Annotated in this window: 16 protein-coding genes; 9 read left to right on the forward strand and 7 right to left on the reverse strand. The window is 50.1% G+C overall.

The features are described from left to right. The first annotated feature begins 264 nt into the window (after positions 1-264). On the forward strand, positions 265-2,367 hold the full coding sequence (locus IMY23_RS08025; protein ID WP_192821580.1) for a carboxy terminal-processing peptidase: 2,103 nt from the start codon (positions 265-267) through the stop codon (positions 2,365-2,367). Between the two features lie 426 nt (positions 2,368-2,793). Here the strand turns inward: IMY23_RS08025 and IMY23_RS08030 are convergent, their stop codons facing one another. The 3 genes from IMY23_RS08030 to IMY23_RS08040 form a co-directional block, all read right to left on the reverse strand. Further along, complete coding sequence (locus tag IMY23_RS08030) at positions 2,794-3,708, reverse strand: PorP/SprF family type IX secretion system membrane protein (protein ID WP_192821581.1); 915 nt, start codon at positions 3,706-3,708, stop codon at positions 2,794-2,796. 130 nt (positions 3,709-3,838) lie between these two features. Continuing rightward, the gene (ggt, locus tag IMY23_RS08035; protein WP_192821582.1) at positions 3,839-5,548 is read right to left on the reverse strand and encodes a gamma-glutamyltransferase; all 1,710 of its coding nucleotides are present in this window, start codon (positions 5,546-5,548) and stop codon (positions 3,839-3,841) included. A 215-nt stretch (positions 5,549-5,763) separates the two neighbouring features. Next, positions 5,764-9,099, reverse strand: a complete 3,336-nt coding sequence (locus tag IMY23_RS08040) for a T9SS-dependent choice-of-anchor J family protein (protein WP_192821583.1) — start codon at positions 9,097-9,099, stop codon at positions 5,764-5,766. 326 nt (positions 9,100-9,425) lie between these two features. Here IMY23_RS08040 and rlmD point away from each other — a divergent pair, with 326 nt between their 5' ends. Next, positions 9,426-10,841: a 23S rRNA (uracil(1939)-C(5))-methyltransferase RlmD gene (rlmD, locus tag IMY23_RS08045; protein ID WP_370589838.1), complete on the forward strand. Its 1,416-nt coding sequence runs from the start codon at positions 9,426-9,428 to the stop codon at positions 10,839-10,841. A 133-nt stretch (positions 10,842-10,974) separates the two neighbouring features. Next, complete coding sequence (locus tag IMY23_RS08050; protein WP_192821584.1) at positions 10,975-11,343, forward strand: hypothetical protein; 369 nt, start codon at positions 10,975-10,977, stop codon at positions 11,341-11,343. Positions 11,344-11,432: 89 nt separating this feature from the next. On the opposite strand, the gene IMY23_RS08055 is transcribed toward IMY23_RS08050, so the two are convergent. The 4 genes from IMY23_RS08055 to thiL all read right to left on the reverse strand — a co-directional run bounded on the left by IMY23_RS08055 (position 11,433) and on the right by thiL (position 14,006). Next, positions 11,433-11,648 carry a hypothetical protein gene (locus IMY23_RS08055; RefSeq protein WP_192821585.1) on the reverse strand — a complete coding sequence of 72 codons (216 nt, stop codon included), beginning with the start codon at positions 11,646-11,648 and terminating at the stop codon, positions 11,433-11,435. A gap of 1 nt (position 11,649) precedes the next feature. After that, complete coding sequence (locus IMY23_RS08060) at positions 11,650-12,528, reverse strand: hypothetical protein (RefSeq protein WP_192821586.1); 879 nt, start codon at positions 12,526-12,528, stop codon at positions 11,650-11,652. 187 nt (positions 12,529-12,715) lie between these two features. Next, a complete protein-coding gene (locus tag IMY23_RS08065; protein WP_192821587.1) occupies positions 12,716-12,985 on the reverse strand; it encodes a hypothetical protein in 270 nt (89 codons plus the stop codon). Further along, a complete protein-coding gene (thiL, locus tag IMY23_RS08070; protein ID WP_192821588.1) occupies positions 12,978-14,006 on the reverse strand; it encodes a thiamine-phosphate kinase in 1,029 nt (342 codons plus the stop codon). The genes IMY23_RS08065 and thiL overlap by 8 nt, the downstream gene beginning before the upstream one ends. 214 nt (positions 14,007-14,220) lie before the next feature. Here thiL and IMY23_RS08075 point away from each other — a divergent pair, with 214 nt between their 5' ends. The 6 genes from IMY23_RS08075 (at position 14,221) to IMY23_RS08100 (ending at position 18,742) form a co-directional block, all read left to right on the forward strand. Continuing rightward, positions 14,221-14,787, forward strand: a complete 567-nt coding sequence (locus IMY23_RS08075) for a TetR/AcrR family transcriptional regulator (RefSeq protein WP_192821589.1) — start codon at positions 14,221-14,223, stop codon at positions 14,785-14,787. A 21-nt stretch (positions 14,788-14,808) separates the two neighbouring features. Next, positions 14,809-15,792 carry a 1,2-phenylacetyl-CoA epoxidase subunit PaaA gene (paaA, locus tag IMY23_RS08080; protein WP_192821590.1) on the forward strand — a complete coding sequence of 328 codons (984 nt, stop codon included), beginning with the start codon at positions 14,809-14,811 and terminating at the stop codon, positions 15,790-15,792. Positions 15,793-16,056: 264 nt separating this feature from the next. Then, a complete protein-coding gene (locus IMY23_RS08085; protein WP_192821591.1) occupies positions 16,057-16,683 on the forward strand; it encodes a phenylacetic acid degradation b in 627 nt (208 codons plus the stop codon). 4 nt (positions 16,684-16,687) lie between these two features. After that, on the forward strand, positions 16,688-17,443 hold the full coding sequence (gene paaC, locus IMY23_RS08090; protein ID WP_192821592.1) for a 1,2-phenylacetyl-CoA epoxidase subunit PaaC: 756 nt from the start codon (positions 16,688-16,690) through the stop codon (positions 17,441-17,443). A 178-nt stretch (positions 17,444-17,621) separates the two neighbouring features. Continuing rightward, complete coding sequence (paaD, locus tag IMY23_RS08095; RefSeq protein WP_192821593.1) at positions 17,622-18,107, forward strand: 1,2-phenylacetyl-CoA epoxidase subunit PaaD; 486 nt, start codon at positions 17,622-17,624, stop codon at positions 18,105-18,107. 5 nt (positions 18,108-18,112) lie between these two features. Then, complete coding sequence (locus tag IMY23_RS08100) at positions 18,113-18,742, forward strand: lipoprotein (protein WP_192821594.1); 630 nt, start codon at positions 18,113-18,115, stop codon at positions 18,740-18,742. Positions 18,743-19,148 lie beyond the last annotated feature (406 nt).

Here is a 19,148-nt window from a genome sequence, read left to right on the forward strand (position 1 = left end):
TAATAATTTTAGGCGCCGGGCTACTTATGAAAAGTCAGGGCTTCTGGTAAAAATCAGAACAAAAGACACTTACCGGCTGTTATACCTTTGTTTGGCAAGAAAAATTATCTAGCGCCGGGCTGCGTGCCGCATTATCTGGCTTTTATAAATAAATTGGCACGCGGTACACCTTAGATTGGCTTGTTTTCGTTAGAAGCAATAAGCCCCGCAGAAATCAGGCATTACTTTTGCATCTTTACCCATTGACTTTATCTTCACTCCCATATGTTCTCATTCAAAACTAAACTAGTGGCTTACGGTACCGCGGCATCTGTGGTATTTGGCGTTGCGTCTTACAAGCTCCTGGAGAAGGACGGCGTGCCCCGTGACCAGAAAAACGAAGTGCTCACCAAGGTGCTCATGCAGGGCCTGAGCTCGGCGCACTACTCCCCGGAGAAGTTGGATGATGACTTTTCAAAGAAAGCCTTCGCGCTGTACCTGGAGCGCCTGGATTCCAATAAAAAATTCCTGCTGCAGTCTGACGTGGACCAACTAAAGGCCTACCAAACCCAGCTGGACGATGAGTTCAAGAACGGTTCTTTCAAGTTCTTTGACTTGTCTATGACCTTGTTCCAGAAACGCCTGAAAGAGGCCGAAAGCTATTACAAAGAAGTGCTGGCCAAGCCGTTTGAGTTTGACAAAGACGAAACCATTGAGGTGAAGTCTGAGAAACTCAAATTCGCCACGTCGCAGGCCGCCTTGAAAGAGGAATGGCGCAAATACCTCAAGTACCAGACTTTGATAAGGGTGGCAGACGCCCTGGACACCCAGCAGAAAGCTGACACCGCCGGCAATAAAGAGCCGAAGAAAACCCAGTCGGTGATGGAAGCCGATGCCCGCAAGAAAATTCAGGAAAGCTATGATGAGCTGTTCAAGCGCATGGGCCAGCTGGAGAAAGAAGACTGGCGCTCCACGTACCTGAACTCCTTCGCCAATATCTATGACCCGCACACAGAATACTTCGCGCCCAAAGAGAAAGAAGATTTTGATTTTGAGTTCTCTGGCCGCTTAGAAGGAATTGGCGCTGTGCTAACTGAGAAAGACGGTGTAATTAAAGTTTCTGAAATCACCCCGGGAAGCCCTTCGTACATGCAAGGTGAACTGAAAGCCGGCGACGCTATCTTGAAAGTGGCCCAAGGCGACCAGGAACCCGTGGACATTCAAGGCATGCGCCTGGACAAAGCCGTGACCTTGGTAAGAGGCAAAAAAGGCACCGAAGTACGCCTGCACGTGAAGAAAATTGACGGCACGCAAAAAGTTATCTCCATCATTAGAGACGTGGTGGTGCGCGAGGAAGGGTATGCCAAATCTTTGCTGATCAAAGGACCAAAACCTATTGGTTACATTCACCTGCCCGCTTTTTACGCCGACTTTAAAAACGCCGGTGGCCGCAACAGTGGCAAAGACGTAGCTGATGAAGTGGCCAAACTGAAACAGGAAAACGCTCAGGGCATCATTCTTGACCTTCGCAACAACGGTGGTGGTTCGCTGCAAGATGTGGTGGAAATGGTGGGCTTGTTCATTAAATCTGGTCCGGTGGTGCAGGTAAAATCAGCGAACGGCCCGGCGGCTGTGCTGGAAGACCGTGATCCGCAGGTGCAGTTTACCGGTCCTTTGGTGGTGTTGGTGAACGAGAACAGCGCCTCGGCGTCTGAAATTATGGCTGCGGCTATTCAAGACTACAAGCGCGGCGTGATTGTGGGCTCGTCTACCTACGGAAAAGGAACCGTGCAACAGTTCTTTGACCTGGACCAGGTATTGCCTGCCACCTTTGACGCCGTGAAACCATTGGGCCATTTGAAATTGACGACTCAGAAGTACTATAGAATCAGCGGCAAAACGGTGCAGCTGCGCGGCGTAACGCCAGACATTATTCTGCCAGACACTTACACGTACCTGAAATACGGCGAGAAAGAGCAGGATTACGCGTTGCCTTTTGATGAGATTCAGGCCGCCAAATTCTCTGCGGTGAACACCATGCCCATTGAGAAACTGAAAGCCTCTGCTTCTACCAGAATCCAGAAAAGCCCAACGTTCTCCTTGATCAACCAAACCGCCCTTAACCTGAAGACCAGAACAGACAACACGCTTCGGTCTTTGAAGTTAAGCACGTACCAGGAGGAGGAACGCAAAGCCCAGGCGCAGTCTAAGAAACTGGAAGACGCCCGCAAGATGGTGCCATTGCTGGATATGGCTACGCTGAAATCTGACGTGAGCAAACTATCCGCCGACACCGCTGCCTCTGCCCGCTTCCAGGCCTTCACCCGTAATGCCAAGAAAGACCTGTACCTGCAAGAAGCCGTTGCCATCATCAAAGACGGTTTATAAACCTTGCTGATTTGTAAAAAAGAGAAGGGCCGCTACCATGTAGTGGCCCTTCTCTTTTTAGGTGAATAGTAGTTGGCCTTTTCTTGGAATAAGAACCTGTTAGGTAGGAAAGATTGGCTGACATCTGTTTTCGGGCTCATTTGCAGAAACGAGCCCGAAAACCGAAATCGGGGAAGACCTCAAAGGGTTCAAAAACAAGTGAGGTCTTTTGCATTAACTGTCTCTTAGGTAGCGTAGTTATACTATAACGATGCTACATTTCTGATAAAACCAGATTCCTGTTTTCGGGCTCATTTCTGGAAATGAGCCCGAAAACAGAATTGGCGCAAAGGCTTCCCTAGCTTGATTTTTTCATGGCAAGAATTCTATTCAACTAAAAAAGGCCTGCAGTTTGCAGGCCTTTTTTAGTTGAAACGGTAGTAGTTTTTAGAACCTTACCCGCATGCTGGCTTCAATTTGAGAATCGGGTCTTTCACCGTTCACTTGCTTGTTGAGGTCAAAGGCGCCCAGCAGCTGGAAGTTGTTGCTAATGTTTACGCCCGCGTTCAGGTTCCAGACAGAGACATCATCAAACTGCCCTCTGTAAATAGCGCCGGCCGTGAGAAACCCGAAGTTGGCCTGCGCCCCGTACTGGAGTTTACTTTTGCCGTCTTTGAAAGGTTTGTCATAGAAAACCGAAGGCGTGATGCTGGCTTGGCTGGTGATCTCAAACCGATAGCCCGCCGTTAAAAATAATTCCCGGGGATTTTCGCGCTCAGCATTCTCCAGCAGATTGAAGTTTGGTTCCAGCAAACTGGCGAAGGTGGCACCAGCGTAGAAATTCCGCACGTTCAGCCAAAGCCCTACATCCACATCAGGCCTTAAATCGCTGTCATGGCCTACCAACCCCAGTTCATCTTCCGGGTGGGGCATTTCGCTTAAGTCAACGTTCATGTATTTGGCAGACAGCCGCGTGCCAATGGCCAGGCTGCTCCTGTTGCCAAACTTGAACCGTTTGGTGTAGGTTAAGCCCAACTGCCCCAGCCAGAACTGGTCAAATTGGTCATAGAGCATGTGCACGCCAATTCCGTTGCGGGTGGTGTCACCCACGTGGCCGTGGTAATAGGCAATAAACGCCAAGGGCGCCGTGGAGGTGGTACCACCCGGCAAGGCATTTAAGTGGCCGTTAATCCCAAACTCACGGCGCCCTTCTGCCCCGGCAAAGGCTGGGTTCAAAAAGAAATAATTCTGGTGGTACAACCTGGGAATGCTCACGCCCCGTTGCTCAATGATACTTTGCCCCTGGGAAACCCCCGCTACGAATAAAAGAGCAGCGGCAATGGCTATCTGTTTGAAATTCATGGTGCCTGATCAAAAATAAATTCGGTGAATATACGGCATTTTTGTGCTGTGGATACGCCCGCTGCGCTAGTAGTTTTGGCTATCTTATAACGTAGCAGCGGTAAACAGGTTAAACAGCACCAAACCAAAGTTAATAGCCCATGGCCGTATCATCGCCGCGTGGGTCAGCGCCCCCTTCCAGCCGGCCGTCTGGCAAGCGCAGAATGCCGTCTACCTTGCCAATTGAGCCTCGGTTACGGAGTTGGTGCCCTTTCTGCTGCAGTGCCTCGCGCACCTGCGCAGATAAGGCTTTCGCCTCTGGCTGAATTAAGTCTGGCAACCACTGGTGGTGGAACCGCGGGGCGCTCACGGCCGCCTGCATGGTCATGCCATGGTCCACCACATTCATCACCGCCTGAAACACCGAAGTGATAATAGTGGCGCCGCCGGGCGTGCCTACCACCATGAACAGCTTTCCGTCCTTTTCCAGAATGGTGGGCGTCATGGAACTGAGCATGCGCTTGCCGGGGGCAATAGCGTTGGCCTCACCGCCAATCAGGCCAAACATGTTGGGCACGCCGGGCTTCGCACTGAAATCATCCATCTCATTGTTGAGGAGAAATCCCGCGCCCTCCACCACTACATTGGAGCCATAATCACCGTTCAAAGTAGTAGTCACCGAAGCCGCATTTCCCCACTGGTCCACTATGGAATAATGGGTGGTTTGGTCGCTCTCTTTTCTGGCTAATCCTCCGGCCAAGACCTGGGCAGATGGCGTGGCTTTTTCCATGGACACCGTGGTCATGCGATTTTTGAGATAGTTGGCGTCCAGCAAGCTGCCCACAGGCACCTTGAAGAAATCTGGGTCACCCAAATACGTGGAACGGTCGGCGTACACTCTTCGCTCTGCCTCTACTATCAGGTGCGCGGTGTTGGTGGTTTGCCAGCCCCAGGTTTTGAGGTCATAGGGTTCCACCATTTTAAGTAACTGTATTAAGGCAATACCGCCGCTGGAGGGCGGAGGCATGGAAATCACTTTGTAGCCGCGGTACGTGCCGGTTATGGGCGCGCGCCACACAGCTTGATAGTCTTTCAGGTCTTGGTGCGTAATGATGCCGCCGCCGCGCTTCATTTCTTTCACTAATAAATCAGCAGTCTCTCCTTCATAGAAACCTGCGCGGCCTTTGTCTCTGATTCTTTCCAGCACCCTGGCCAATTCTGGCAGAAACAGCGTGTCCCCTTTTTTCCAGGGAATGTCTCTTTCCAGCACCGTTTTATGCTTGTTTGCTTTCTGTAGTTCTGCTTTGGTGCCGTTGAGTCCGCGGGCTTCGCGTTCTGTGAGGATTACACCGTTGCGCGCCAGGTCAATGGCGGGTTGCACCACCTGGTCCCAAGGCAATTTGCCCAGTTTCTGGTGCATAGTCACCATGCCGTCTACCGCGCCCGGCACCCCGGCAGCCAAATGACCCAAAATGCTTAAATCTGGAATCACATTGCCCTGCGCGTCTAAGTACATATTTTTGGTGGCCGCCGCCGGGCCGCGCTCGCGGTAGTCTAAAGACCCTATTTCACCGGTGGCCGTTCTGTACACCAGAAATCCGCCGCCGCCAATGTTGCCCGCAATGGGATACGCCACGGCCAACGCCAGCCCGGTGGCCGCAGCAGCATCATAGGCGTTGCCGCCTTTCTGTAAAATGGCCAGGCCAAGGCGCGTGGCGTCTGGGTGCGCGCTTACCACCATGCCCTTGCTTCCCAGCACGCCTCGGTCTGCAGCAGTGGAGGACGCCGCCTGCCGGTCACTGGTGGTACAGCCAGCCAATACTACCAACAAAGCTAAAAAGGAAGAAAACAGTGGTTTCATGCGGAGGATAGGTAACGTGTATGAATGCGGAAAAAGTTATTTAGAAGCGGCTAAAGTAATGCATTATTCCACTAATAAAAAAAGCCCGCCAAATGAGTTTAGCGGGCTTTTAGCTATAGGATTGCTAAAGTTTTAAAATAAGGGACTTTCATCTAAAAGTATTTCTGTTTTCGGGCTCAATTCTGGAAATGAGCCCGAAAACAGAAAGGCTAGGATTAGTTTTTCACGATTCTGGCGTAAAACGTTTTTCCGTCTACCTCAACCACCACCAGGTACAACCCGGCCGCGGCCCCCTGAAGTTTGGCAGAGACCTGGCCAGAAACAGCACGCACCGACCCGTTGAACGTTCCCAGCACCTGCCCTTGCACCGAACGCAGGCTTAGCTTCAGGTTCTTGTGGGCCAGTTCTGCCGGCAACTGCAACTGCACCGCACCTTGCGTAGGATTCGGAAACAGCTGTAGGCCACCGTGCTTGGCTTCGTTTCTCAAGCCTAACGGATTCACCAGGCTAAACCGCGCCATCACCGGCAAGTGGTCTGAGGTGGTGCTGGCATACACATCTGGTGAGGCAGCCCCCACTATAGCATACGGAATCACAATTCTGGCCGAGTTCTCAATAAAGAAGCCCTCCAATTCATTGGAATATAAGATGTGGTCAATCACGTTCTCACGGGTGATGTAGGTGCGAAGACCCGCCTGGCTCAACGGCAAGGTGGCGAATCTATAATTGGCTGCATCACTGGCGAACGGTTGGTACGTAGAGACCCGCGTCGCCACATCGGCCACGGTTTCGTCTATGTCATCGTTGTAATCACCTAACATAATAATGCTGGCGTTGGGGAAATAACGGTCCAGAGAATCTTTGAGCACGCGCACGTCATCTAAGCGGCGGTTGTAGGCTACCAAGGCTTCTTCTGGCGTGGCGCCGTCGTTGGCTTTGGCGTGAATGTTAATGAGGTGCAGGCGCTTGGTCACGCCGTTGATGGTGGCGTCTACCTCCAACAGATACGGGTAGCGCCCGCTGGCCCAGAAGTTGTTGATGTTGGTGGTGCCCGTCAACAAATACTTGCGTTGCACTTCAGTGACCGTGGCTTTCTTGTAAAAGTAGGCGACTTCCTGCGTGTTGTTGGAATACGTGGAGACAAACCCTTCATAGTCTGGCAACAGGGCTTTTAACTCATTGAAGGCCGCGGCGTTGGAAATTTCCTGGAACGCGTACACATCTGCGTCAATGGCCTCTATCACTTTTTTCACGTTGGCTCTCTGCAGCGCGTCATCAGACGGGCCCTGGCTAGCCGACCCAAACCACTCAATGTTCCAGGTGACCACGTCAAAAGTATTGTCTTTGCTCAGCACGGCGGCCGTTAAATAACCCAACTGTTGGTTCAGGTTGCTGGCCGTGAATGTCACTCGACCGGTGTACGCCTGGTTGTTGACCTGTATCGCGGTGAACCGGACGATGACGTTAGCCGTGGCGGCCTCGGTTTGGGTGAAAGTCAGCGTCTGCGCGAAATCTGTACCGTTTTTGGAGATCTGGAAAGGCGCGGCCATAGAAACGGTCAGGTCTGAATACAAACCCTCGGTGGTGAACGTAAAGGTTTTGTCTGCCGAAGCTCCCACTGCCAACGTCCCGAAATCTGCGTCTGAGAGCGGCGTAAGGTTGGTGATCAAGGTTGCCAGCGGCGGCGTGGTGGAATTGGAAACCTCAAAGTCATCTAAGGTCCAGCGCGGCGCGGCGGTTATGGTGGAGGCATAGACAAACGCCACGTGCACGTTGTTGCCCTTGAAACGGGTAAGATCCAGGTTTCTGGTTTGGGTCCAGACATCAGACGCAGCCTCGGGGAACCGTCCGTTCACCTCGGTCCAGGTCACGCCGGCGGCGGTTGGGCTACCGGTACCCGAGTAGTTGGTGGACACCATCAGTTTAAGCGGAGCGCCGGAGAAGGCCGTTCTTGACCAAAAATTCAGCACCGGATAATTGTAGCCCATCGTCAAATCAATGGCCGGCGAAATCAACCAGTCTTCGTTGGCTTGGTTGCCCCCACTGAAACCGCTCATCTGCACCGCGGTGCCAGACCGTCCGAAGGCCGTACAGCTCCACACCTGCGCCCCGGTCACGCTGAATTGGCTCCAGCCGCCCGGTAATTGCGTGCTACACGTGTTAAAATCCTGCGTATTGGGGTTGAAGGCCGTCCCCGATAGACTTACGGTGACCGCCTGCGCGCCATTTGAGGTGTGCGTGATGGTGCCGTTTCTATCACTGGAAGACGTGGGCGCAAACCGAACGTACACTATTTTAGTGGTGGCCAATTCCGTTGCCGTAAAGGTCAAGGTGGCTCCGTTAAAACTAGCAGGGTCATTGGTCTTGGAAATCTGGTAAGCGCCGCTCACCGCCACTGTCACCGGACCTTGCAAATGCTGCGCAGACAAATCATAGCCCACAATGGGAGAATACTGACCGGTTTGGGTTAGCGGGAACGTGAAAGTTTCTTGGTTGGTGAAAATCACCGGCGTGCCAGTGCTGGAAGTGGTGAAAGAATAGCTTCCGGCAGGAATACCTGCAAAGAAATTGCCGGCGCCGTCTCTGAACGCATTGTTGGCTACACTTACCACATATGTTACACCTAACCATAAGCTTAAATTCCGGATAGTGACCGTGTTGCCGCTATAAGAAATTTCTGGGTCATTGGCATTTCTTGATATGATAATATCGTCGCCGGAAAGTGTTACCCGCCCAGGCCCAGCCTCAACTTGCTCGCTGAAGGTCAAGACCAAATCAAGCTGCGTAGAAACGTTGGTGGCACCATTGGCCGGACTTGCTGAAACAAACGTTGGAGGCACATTGTCAACGGTGGAGTACGTGGGCCGCACTACCAAATCATCCAGGGCGTACATACCGTCATTGCCGGTAATGTCAGTGTCTTTCCATCTAAACCAGATGGTGCCGCCAGAAGGAACCCGCACAGAGAAAGATCCCGCAATGGCGGTTCTGTTAGCGTCTAAATTACCATTGGCTGGTTCTGCTGTAGTGGAAGCAGACAATTTTTCTACTAAATCTAAACTCTGCAGGGCAGTCCAGGTGCCGGAATTCAAACTGGTGGCGTTCGTGCTGTATTCAAAAACCATGGATTCTAACAAGTCTGCGCGGGTACCGGTCCGCCACTGTTCCATGAACCCCGTGAGGTCAAACTTGGTAATATCACCAGAAGTAGCATTAGTGAACTGTGCCCCGAAGGCGGGAATAGTAGAGGCAGAAGCCAACGACCCCAACGCACGGTCTGCCGCGTTGGGCAAACCCACATTGTACACGCTGCCACTAACGGCGCTGCCCTCGTTCACCACTGGCGACAAAGCCGCGCCAACGGTGCCAGTGCCAGCCAACCGCAAAGCGGCCCAACCGCTGGGCAGCGCAGTGCCAGAAGCACCCATGCCGTCAAAGTTTTCCTGGTAATTCCCCCCCGAGAGCGCAATCTGCCCCCATGCCGTCCCGCTGAGCCCGCTGCAAAGCAAAGCCACCAGAATTAAACTCAGTTTTTGTAGTTGTTTCCGCATTGTATAAAACTAAAAGTGTGGGGCTGGGCAGCGGCTAACGCCTTACTGGCCAACCAGATTTCTTTCTTTAAACAAAAGTACTCATTTTTTCACGGAGGTTTTTCCCAGCCCCTGGGCATTCAGGAAGTATTTGCAAGGGCAACCTGCAGCGCTAGGGTTCTAAGGGTTGGTGCGCAGTTTCTGTGGGTAAAAATTTTACAAAAAGGTAACGTGCGTGAGCTATTCACCTGCTTCCGTTTTGGGGCTCATTTTTGGAAACGAAGCCAAAAACGGAAAATAAATTCCCGGCGGTGGCCTAGCGTTTTTCTTCGTATTTTTGCGGCATCGTGAGAAAATTCAAGAAGAGAAAAAGCAAATACGGCATTCTGACCCAGCTGCGGGTAGAAGAAATGGTAGCCGAGGGCAAATGCCTGGCTCGGCATGAGAACATTGTCATCTTTCTGAGCGACGTGGCTCCCGGCGACGTGGTGGACGCGCGCATCACCAAGGAGAAAAAGAACTTTCTGGAAGGCGTGCCCGTGCATTTCCATGAATACTCAGAACTGCGCACGCAGCCTTTCTGCGAGCATTTTGGCGTGTGCGGCGGCTGCAAATGGCAGCATATTCCGTATGACACGCAACTGTTCTACAAGGAGAAACAAGTCAACGACAACATTGAGCGCATTGGCAAGATTACTGGCCATGAAATGCTGCCCATTGTGCCGTCTGAGCGCGTGAGCTTCTACCGCAACAAACTGGAATATACCTTCTCGGGCAACGCCTGGCTCACCAAAGAGCAGATTGACAGCGGCGAAGAACTGGAGCGCCGTGCGCTGGGCTTCCATATTCCCATGCGGTTCGACAAGATTGTGGACATTCAGCACTGTTACCTGCAGCCAGCGCCGTCAAATGAAATCAGGTTGGCCGTGCGGGCGTATGCGCTGGAGCATGATTTGCCGTTTTTTGACTTGGTGAAACAGGAAGGGTTTCTTCGGAATTTAATCATCAGGACGGCCAATACGGGTGATTTGATGGTGATTCTGCAGGTGTTCTCAGACAGCCCCGAACTTCTTTTCCCGCTGCTTGATTATCTGATTCAGGCGTTCCCGCAGATTACGTCGTTGCAGTACGTGGTGAACAGCAAAGGCAACGAAACCTTCCATGACCTGGAGGTGAAATGCTACGCCGGCGAGCCCTACATTCATGAACAGATGGAAGGTCTGCGGTTCAGAGTCGGGCCGAAGTCTTTTTACCAGACCAACTCTGAGCAGGCCTACACCTTGTACAAACTCACCCGCGAATTTGCCTTGCTGAATGGCACTGAAACCGTGTATGATTTGTACACCGGCGCGGGCACCATCGCTAACTTTGTGGCCCGAAATGCGGCGCAGGTAGTAGGCATTGAGTACGTGGCCAGCGCCATTGAAGACGCCAAAATCAACTCCCAAATCAACGACATCACCAACACGCATTTTTACGCCGGCGATATGAAAGACATGCTCACCGACGAGCTGTTCGCCCACCACGGAAGGCCCGATGTGATTATCACTGACCCACCCCGCGCCGGCATGCACCCCGACGTGGTAGCCAAGTTGCTGGAGGTGAAAGCCAACCGAATTGTGTACGTGAGCTGCAACCCTTCTACCCAAGCCCGTGACTTAGAGCTATTGGCCGAACTGTATGACGTGGTGAAAGTACAGCCCGTGGATATGTTCCCTCAGACGTACCATGTGGAGAGTGTGGCGTTGTTGACCTTGCGCTAGCCACCGCTGTTTCCTGTGGAGAGAAATTTTTAAAAAAGCCGTTTTCGGCCTCATTTTCAGAAATGAAGCCGAAAACGCATCTAAATTTATATTTGTACGTGTTCCCTGATACGCGTTACTTGATACCAATACCATGCAGAACGACCCAGAACTGAACGGCAAATACCTTGGCACCATCACCACAGATTTCGTGCAGGTGTCAGACACCTTGAAAGAGGCTTCTTACCAGATTAGAAAGCGCGAAATCTCCCAATACCCCATTTTCGTGTTTTCCCGCGAGGTGACCAAGATTGGCGGCCTGTTGATTGAAGCGGCTGAGCTGAACCTGAAGTGGAACGTGAACGCCTCTTTTCTGGAGGAATTCGTGAACCGCCAGTTGGTGGCCGCCGACAAAACCGACGAGTTCATCCAAGCCTACCGTGACGCCGATGAATACTGCTGCCTGTTTGTGGTGGATAGGGATTTTATGAACTTCGTGTTTATTCCGTATCCGGAGGATTAAGTAGTGTAGAATATTGAAACAGAAAAGCCTTTCTTGCGTGACAAGGAAGGCTTTTCTGTTTAAGGATTAACTTTTGCTAAGCATTTTACTCACTCTAATTCGTTCAACAACTTAACAATTGGAGCAATAGATTCAGAAGAACTTAAAAGTGGAGTAAAACAATTGAAGCATACAAAATTTTCAGTTTCAAAAAATAACTTAAAATCAGCTTCCCTAAATTCTCCATTAACCCCACAATCTTCACATACATATTTAAATTCGGCACCTAAAGCTTCAAAAATTTTATTCGTTTCTACTTCCTTCATATTAATCAAAGAAGTTTCGTTTGATAAAAATATTTGCCCTAAAAGTCTCCTGAAGTTTTTTTACTGCTTTTAAATTCTTTTGTTGTTCATTATCTGGCAATAAACTAAATATTAATTCATCTATTACTGCAACTGAATAAATAAGCAAATATGGAACAAAATTATAGTAATGAATAAAATATTTTTCTAAATCATCATGATTCGAGAAAACGAAATTTAAATCTTGATTTGCAGTTCTATAATTTGAATCTTTCGTTACGATATGCAATGCTTGGTTTGAAATTCCATTTATCCCTGCTTTACACGATTTATCATATCTTAATTGATAGATTATATCTTTATTAAGGGTAAACTTAGCCTTAATTTTTTCAAAAGCGTTCGCAATAATTTGACCTTTATCCAAACTTCTTTCACTTGGGTCGTAAGTTGAAGGCAATCCATCGTGAAAGAACCTGTCGACAAATTCATTTTTATCATTTAATATCTGTTCAAAAATCAATAATTCATCCGTAAGGGGTTTTCTTATTAAAGCATAAGCAACAGACATCTTTCCTTTTCTTGCACAACTTAATGATTCGTAAATAAAATTTACAAAGTCAGACAAAATTGACATAGAGATGTGTTTAGCTAGAACTGTAGCTAAGGCGTCATTTAATTTATTCTCTTTTAGCCAATCGAGTGGATTTATTTCTCCATTATCAAATTCACTAATTAAAATTTGGCTTTCCTTATCAAAAGGAATCATAGTCTTTTTTAATGAGATATAATTTTCGTCTGTCAATATCTCAGTAAGTTGGTCATATATAATGGCACATAAATTATTAATGGAATGAAATTTTTTAGGCAATTTAACTTCATCACCATCTTCTATATATAACATACTTTATTCTATCATTTAAAACATTATCTTAAACATACTATAAATAACCTTCACATTTTTAATACTTTAATTATCAAGCATTCAACGTATGATAAATACAGCAGTCTTATACAGCCAAACCACAATTCCCGTTTTCGGGCTCAATTTCAGAATTGAGCCCGAAAACGGGAATTGTCACACCAAATCTTTAATAGAAAAACGCCAAATACAACATAAACACCACCCACAACACCAACGCCACTACGCCAGCCCACTGCACACCCCAACCTATGGCTCTCACAACGTCAGAACCTGCGCGTTTCTGCAGAAGTTTTCCCAACACATACGAACCCACCATTAGCAGGAACAAACCCCATTGCTGCCGGAAAAGCTGAAACAATTCCACGGCCAGAAACTGCAGGCCCACGGTGCCAACCAGCGCCAGCAACCGAATGACAATCAGCGACGATTTAGGCAAAGTGGTTCCAGCCTTGGGCTTTGATGGGGAATGCGTTACCAGACGGTGTTACTAGTTTCACCCCTTCGCTAGCATCTGTGATGTTACCAATGATGGTGATGTCTGGGTGGTTCCGAATCTTATCGAAGTCGGCCATTTTCACAGTGAAGAGCAGTTCATAGTCTTCGCCGCCGTTCATGATGCAGGTCACGGGGTCCAATTTGAATTCTTCGGCGGTTTCCAGGGTTTGCGGGTCGGCGGGGAGTTTGTCTTGGTAGATGTTCGCGCCCACGCGGCTCTGCGTGCAGATGTGCAGCAGCTCAGAAGCCAGTCCGTCAGAAATGTCAATCATGGCGGTGGGGTGCACGCCCAGTTCCTTCAGTTCATGAATCACGTCCATGCGCGCCTCGGGCCTGAGTTGGCGGCCTACCACGTAGTCCTTGCCTTCCAATTCGGGCTGGGTTTCGGGGTCCGCTAAGAACGCTTGTTTCTCACGCTCCAGTAGTTGCAAACCTAAATACGCGCCGCCTAAGTCGCCGGTCACGCAAATCAAGTCATTCAAAGTGGCGGTGCTGCGGAGTACGGCTTTGCCTTTCTCTACTTCGCCCAGCGCGGTGATGCTAATGACCAAACCACTTCGTGAAGCAGTGGTGTCGCCGCCTACCAAATCTACTTTATAGTTTTCGCAGGCCAGGCGCATGCCGGCGTAGAGTTCCTCAATGGCTTCCACGGTGTAGCGCGCGCCAATGGCCAAGCTCACTACAATTTGAGTAGGAATAGCGTTCATGGCGGCAATGTCAGACACATTCACGGCCACGGCTTTGTAGCCCAAATGCTTGAGCGGGCAAAAGGTAAGGTCAAAATGCACGTTCTCCACCAGCATATCCGTTGAAATGACAATCTGCTTCTGCCCCGGCTCCAGCACGGCGGCGTCATCGCCAATACCCACAATGGTAGAAGGCTGGTTGAGGTCAATATTTTCTTGCAGACGACGGATTAAACCAAATTCGCCCAAGGTATCTAAAGAGGTATATTCTGACATAATTTGTAGTGTTGCGGTGATTATTTTGCTAAAAATGCTGCCTGTCAACCTAATTCGGCTTATTTTTAGAAAAATTGCCCTGTACAGGAATCAGCCACGAAGATACGGTTTTCTGAGTCGTTCGCCATGGGCCGCTTTCTTATAGGGCCGAGATAAAACTTTTTCTTGCTAACAGGTGTTAGCTTTTGTAGATTTGGATATTAATAGTAATTGTATGTCGCGCAAAGAACAAATTGACCAAGTCGCTACCACGCTTTTCAAATCTAGGGGCTTTGCCGCCACCACCATGCGTGATTTGGCCCTTGAACTAGGCATTGAAGCCGGAAGCCTGTATTCCCACATCAAATCTAAGGAAGACATTCTGCAGCGGGTGTGTTTTAAAATGGCAGACGAGTTCATGGCCGCCTTTGCCGATGTTAAAAACCAGGATGTGCCCGCCAGCGAGAAACTGCGGTTGGCCATTGCCGGCCACGTGCGCGTCTTGACCAAAAACCCACCGGCCGCCGGCGTGTTTTTAAACGAATGGCGCCATTTAAGTGAGCCTGCCCTGGGCAAGTTCAACCAGTTGCGCCATGAATACGAAGAGAGTTTCAGAGAGATTGTGCGCGAAGGCATTGCCAGCGGCGAGTTTAAAGTGAACGACGAGAAGTTTGTGGTCTTGACCCTACTTTCCAGCCTGAACTGGCTGCACATGTGGTACAAGCCCGAAGGCAAAATGAGCCCAGACGAGATAGCCGACTATCTGTCTAACCTGCTGCTCAACGGGCTTAAGAATTTTTAAAGCTTTTTAAATCAAAAGATTATGTACGGAGGAGGAAACGTTTTTGAAGCCACCAAGTTTGACGAAGCAGTACAGGAAGACCCTATTCTGCTCGCCGAGTTTGAAGCCCGTATAGCCCGCGGCGAAAAGATTGAGCCCACCGACTGGATGCCGCAACTCTACCGCAAGCAATTGACCCGCATGATTGAGCAGCACGCCCACTCAGAAATCATTGGTGCTCTTCCAGAAGGAACCTGGATTACCCGTGCCCCCGGCTTCCGTCGCAAACTGGCCCAAATGGCCAAAGTGCAGGACGAAGTAGGCCACGCGCAACTCCTGTACAGCGCCGCTGAAACCCTGGGCAAAACCCGTGAGCAAATGCTCACTGATTTAATCAATGGCAAAAGCAAATACTCCAACGTTTTTAACTACCCGGCTTTCACCTGGGCAGACTCCAATATTATCTCCTGGCTGATTGACGCCGGCGCCATTGTAAACCAAATGGCCAACGCCAAAGGCAGCTATGGCCCCTACTGTCGCGCCCTGGACCGCATCTGCGCCGAGGAAGCCTTTCACTTGAAATACGGTCATGACGCTGTGGTACACATGGCTACGGGCTCGCCTATCCAACGCAAAATGATTCAGGAAGCGCTCAACCGGTGGTGGCCCCCTATCATGACCTTCTTCGGGCCTAGTGACAAGATGAGCACGCACACGGAAACCCTGATGCGCTGGAAAGTAAAAATGGCGACCAATGATGCCTGCCGCCAGCAATTCTTAGACATGTACGTGCCTAAAATCTGGGAACTGGGCTTGACCGTTCCAGACGCCAAACTCCACAAAAACGAGCAAGGCGTGTGGGAATATACTGAACCAGACTGGGACGAATTCAAACGCGTAATTAACGGTGACGGCCCTTGCAACGCAGAACGCCTCGCTGTGCGCCGCACCGCCGAGGAACGCGGTGCCTGGGTGCGCAGAGCCTTGCTGTCGCCAAAGGCAAGTTATGTGAGACCATTGGCGTAAAGCCGCTATTCACCATCTCCTCCCTTTGTCATCCTGAAAGAACCTTGTGAGCAATTTGTAGCAGCTTTTACTAAGCGCTTTTCTAGCTTGTTCACAAAGTCCTTTCAGGATGACAAAATGAGGTATCAAAAGGAGAATTGAGTAAAGGGAAAGAGGATAAAATTACTCGCAATCCCGGTCCGCCCTTTACCGCTTAATTACCAAACAAACCATTCCACCTCTTCTGACTCAGAACTCCAGACTCAGAACTCAGAACTCAACAAAATGTCTCAAGACGCTGACCACATTCAATCGCTGGACCCACGGGTAACTCGGTTACACATAGAGGAAGAACCCAATCCTTCGCCTAAACCGGCTTTGGACCAGTTGGAGAACTATGAAGTTTTTCATCAGAAAAAAGAAGGTTCTGCTTATACGTATGTGGGGCCAGTGCATGCGGCCAATGAGGAGATTGCGTTTTTGTATGGCAAAGAGCAGTATAGCCGCCGCGCCATGTGTTCGGGTATGTGGGTGGCCAAAACGCAGCATATTTTTGTTTCCGGCTACGCCGATGATAACACTTCTGTGTATGACTCGCTGCCAACTTTAGAGACCTTGCCTGAGACTCCGGAACAGCCCTATGAGTTTTTCCATTTGAAGAAACGCGGCAAAGCGCACCAACACGCCGGCACCATTCTGGCGCGGTCAGTGGAACATGCGTTGGAAGTTGCCAAGCAAACCTTGAACGTGCCGCCCGTGGTGAATGTGTGGGTAGTCGCCAGCGAGCATGTGCTTCGCGAAGAGGAAGATAAAGACATCTGGGCCACCACGCCCGAGAAAAAGTACCGTGAGGCCATGGCCTACCGTGTACAGGACAAGATTGACCGCTTCAAAGCCGAACAGAAAGCCTAAGACCATGCAAGACCTCGCGTTAAAAGACCTGCTCTACAAAATAGCCGACGACCAACTGATTCTGGGCCACCGCAACTCTGAATGGACGGGCATGGGCCCTATGCTGGAAGAAGACATCGCGTTTTCCTCCATGGCGCAGGACAAATTAGGTCATAGTTTAGCGTTTTATTCCCTACTGCATGAATTAGGCGAAGGCGAACCCGACACCGTAGCCTTCATGCGCAACGCCGACCAATTCCATAATTGCCAATTGGTAGAATTGCCCATCGGCGAATATGATTTCAGCTTGATTCGGCACTTCTTGTTTGACAATGCCGAAGTGTTACGGTTTGAGGCCTTGAGCCAGTCCAGTTATGAAGGCATTGCTAAAATCGCCACCAAACTCAAAGGCGAAGTGAAATACCACGTTCTCCATGGCAATACGCTGGTGAAACAACTTGGCTCTGCCACCCAGGAAAGCATCAGCCGTTTACAAGATTCTTTGGAATACGCGTTGCCGTTTGCCTTGGGTATTTTTGAGCCATCAACATACGAGCAGGAATTGATTGACACTGGTGTTTACATCGGCGAAGCCGCGCTGCAAGCCCAGTGGGAAGAGCGTATTGCTACCGTTCTGGCCAAAACCAGCCTGAAACTGCCAGATTTACGCAGCCTCACGCCGGTGTATGGTGGTCGCTATGGCCAGCACACAGAACACCTGCAACCGCTGTTAGATGAAATGGCCGAAGTCTTCAAGATTGACCCCACCGCTGAGTGGTAAATAAGTATTAAGGCGATTCTTGGTTTCCGTTTTCGGGCTCGTTTTCAGAAATGAGCCCGAAAACGGAAATTCTATTTCGGGGAAGCCTTTATTTAGGTGGGCTTTCAACTTTTAAGCTTGGTTTTAGGTTACGTATAAACAAAGCAGCTGCATAACAAACTGTAAAACAACGGACACCATGTACACGCAAGACCAAATTCGCGCTTTCCTGGATGAGGTGAAAGACCCCGAGATTCCGGTGCTGTCTTTGAATGACCTGGGCGTGATCACGGGCATTAACGTTGCGCCAGAAACGCAGCATGTAACGGTGCGCATGACTCCTACGTTTGCAGGGTGTCCGGCCATGGAATACATGCGGGCAGAAGTGGAACAGGCCTTGCAGCGGCACGGTGTGCAGGAATTTACGGTGACCATGAGTTTTGACGAACCCTGGAACTCCAATAAAATCAGTGAGAAAGGCCGCAAGGCGCTAAAGGAGTTCGGGCTGGCGCCGCCGCAGCCGTACCAGGGCATTCTGGATTTAGATATTCTGGAATACGCTGAATGCCCCAACTGTAATAGCCTGAACACGGAGATGCGAACGCCCTTCGGCCCTACGCTCTGCCGTTCCATGCACTTCTGCCATGACTGCCGGCAGTTATTTGAACAGTTCAAGCCTTTATAAACACTATGAAAAATAAATTTTTCTTTGGCGCCCTTTTAGTGCTGGTCACGTTTCTGGCCGGGTGCTCCAAAGACTCCGGACGGTCTGGCCCGCTGGCGCGCCCCATCTCCAATGAACAACTCAAAACCGAACTGACCATTCTCACCGACACGCTCACCGGCAAATGGAACGTGATGATGGACTCTGACAGCCTCAAAATAAAGCAGATGGAAGATTTGTTGGCCGCGCTTCCGCCCGCCGTGGTTGCCGCCCAGCAGCGCGCCGACCTGCAGAAAGCCATTAGGCGGTTGCCTACTTTGCGTTATGACCGCAACACGGTGCGCGTCTCAGACAGAATTGACGCCTATGACCTGGCCCATGAATCCGTGTGGAATGCCATAAAAGCCTTTTTGCCCACAGACGGCCCCACCGGCGACCTACGCGTAGATTCCCTGCAGCAAAGCATACAAGCCCATCACAGCGAAGTCATTTTTTACCGCGGCCGCTATGACAAAACTGCTAAGGAAATCAACACGCTCCTTCGCCGCTACAAAAAACAGATCCCCAAATTAGGCAAGCCTTATGACACGCTGCAGCCCATGCCGCTGTTCCAATGGGTAGATAAATCGGCCGCATCCCAAACCAACGAGGAATAAGAATAGCAGTGGAAAGTGCGTTTTAGGATTCATTTCTGAAAACGAGCCCGAAAACGGAAAAGCCTTAAGAAAGGGTGCGCATTTCGTCCCCCTTTGAAGGGGGTTGGGGGATGATTTTATAGGAGATAATTAATTCCAGCTTCTTTTCCGCTTTGTTTTTCTAAGCTTAGGCTAATGGTTTTCAGGCTGACTTTATCATCCCCCTACCCCCTTCAAAGGGGGACGAAATGCGTCAAACAAAGGAATGTGTTGAGTTCTATACGCCATTTCAAGGCTCGGTTATATAACACCCCGTAGCAGAGCTACGCTCGCTGACTCAAGCGCACGTTTGGGTAATCCTCAAGGGGGAAATCTGCCAGTAGAAAGTGTACAACAAGACTCAGGCCTGATTCCAGAAAAGTAAATC

It is taken from the genome of Rufibacter sp. LB8 (assembly GCF_014876185.1).
Lineage (GTDB): Bacteria > Bacteroidota > Bacteroidia > Cytophagales > Hymenobacteraceae > Nibribacter.